Raw genomic sequence first — 2,063 nt, forward strand, 5'->3', positions numbered from 1 at the left:
TGTAATTTACAAATCCTATAAGTCAAATAAGAAAAAACGTATATTAGCTTAAATTTTTAATCTAAATTTTGTCAACTATTTTAGGACAATACACAAGGTGGTAACCCTAAAAAAGATTTACAGCTCGAATTAAAAAAGTTATTTAATACAAGTTGGTTATCAATACATCGTTTTAAAACCTCTGGACGCAGAACAGATGACAAAAGTCATGAATCACTTGTTGACCAAAAGCTAGCTGAATTTAGCATTAATTTTTCTGGTTATCTTAACGAATTAAATAGGCAAGCAAAAGACGAAACAGATAAATTTCAAAAATATATATTTTTATCACTTTTATCTACCCAAACTGAAAGTGAACTTTTTCGTAACGTAAGAAAAATTGACATTAACAAAGAAAAAAAATCTCTAGCTGAAGTTTATTCTTTGTTTAAATTTGAAACATCTGAATACAGATCTTCACTAGACAGCTATGCTGCTGCATTCAATCAAGCACTTGAGAAATCCTTAGGTGATAAAATAGGATTTGACGATGCACAATACCTAATTGGAATGGCTCGTGTTCATTCAGTTATACAGAAATGGCAAGAACTTTTAAATAAACAAGAGGTCATTTTTGAATCAAGAAATAATTTTATGAGAGTAATAAATGAACTTTTACAAAGAAAAGAATTAACTCTAAACGTGCGAAATGAATTAGTTATTGAAACACAAAGTGGAAAAAAATTTCCACTAATTAATCTATCTTCAGGTGAAAAACAACTTTTGATAATTTTCGGTGAGACTTTACTTCAAAGATCTGAGCCTCATATCTTCATTGCTGATGAGCCTGAATTGTCATTACATGTTGAGTGGCAAGAAAAGCTCGTGCAAAATTTAAAAGTTTTAAATCCACATGCTCAAATGATATTTGCAACGCATTCTCCAGACATAGTTGGGTCATTTCAAAAATCGGTTATTAATATTGAAAATTGTATTAAATCATAATGTTTACTAGAACTGTTTCGGGACTTACAAATCAGCATTTATTTCATAATGTTGACTTTATTGTATTTGTAGAAGGTGGAACTTCATATACACTGCAAGAAATCGAAGCTGGCAACTTCAATAATGAATCAATCGATATTCTTTTTTGGCGAAGAATTTTAAATCATTTCAAGCCAGCAAGGTACAAGTTCAAAGCAGTTGGATCAAAAAGTGCTGTAATAAGAATTGCAGAAAATATAATTCAAAACGACATAAAAACAATTTATGCTGCTATGGATCAAGATTTTGATCAAATTCTAGACAACTCCCTTTCACATACAAATATAATTTATACATATGGTTATAGCTGGGAAAATGATGTTTGGAATTCAGAACTAGTCTTAGAAGTTATTGAAAATTTGTCTGCAGAGACTTTAGATTTACAAATTATTAAGCACTATCATAATCAATTCTTAAACGCAATAAAAATTGGTGTGTACGCAGATGCCCATAAATTTTCTCAAGCAAATTCATTTTTCCCAAGACCTAATGGTTATTTGAGATTAATCGAATGCAATACTAATCATCCAACCAAGGTGAAAAAAGCAGAGCTAAATGCTTTGTTAACAGCTTCAAATATAAACAGAGTTGCCACGGCTGCATATGGTAGAAGAAATGGAATTTTGCCACATCGCAACTGTTTTGGACATTTGCTTGGTGATTTTTTTAAAATTTTAGTAAAGTTTCTTTTGAAACAATTTTATAATTTGAGTAGTGCAAATGGAGAAATTATCCAACATGTAGCACTCAATAATTTTATAAAAAATCTTCCGCAAAATATTGTCAACCATTACGAACTTCAACTTATATAAAGTACTGCTGGTAACAAGCGTTTGGCAAGATTGCGAATTTTGTAGTAAATACACGTTTATTTCTCGCAAGAAATTTTATCTTTAACAGAAAATAATCAGTTCCGAAGTTCGCAACCTCGCCAAGCGCCGGAACGCTAAATGCAATACCTCCCTTTACTTCAATAATGATGAATGTCTAACTTATTTTTATTATTTTCGTTTTAATAAAATAGTCGGTACTGCATTTAG

Annotated in this window: 2 protein-coding genes; both read left to right on the plus strand. The window is 30.5% G+C overall.

Going from position 1 to position 2,063, the window contains the following annotated elements; genetic code table 11:
- The first annotated feature begins 162 nt into the window (after positions 1–162).
- Positions 163–984, plus strand: coding sequence for an AAA family ATPase (locus G498_RS0109985; RefSeq protein ID WP_081694226.1), 822 nt, complete (start codon positions 163–165; stop codon positions 982–984).
- Positions 984–1,835 (plus strand): DUF4435 domain-containing protein, encoded by an 852-nt coding sequence (locus tag G498_RS0109990; protein ID WP_026981023.1) that lies wholly within the window; start codon positions 984–986, stop codon positions 1,833–1,835. The genes G498_RS0109985 and G498_RS0109990 overlap by 1 nt, the downstream gene beginning before the upstream one ends.
- The last annotated feature ends 228 nt before the right edge of the window (positions 1,836–2,063 follow it).

Source organism: Flavobacterium suncheonense GH29-5 = DSM 17707, assembly GCF_000430025.1.
GTDB classification, from domain to species: Bacteria; Bacteroidota; Bacteroidia; order Flavobacteriales; family Flavobacteriaceae; genus Flavobacterium; species Flavobacterium suncheonense.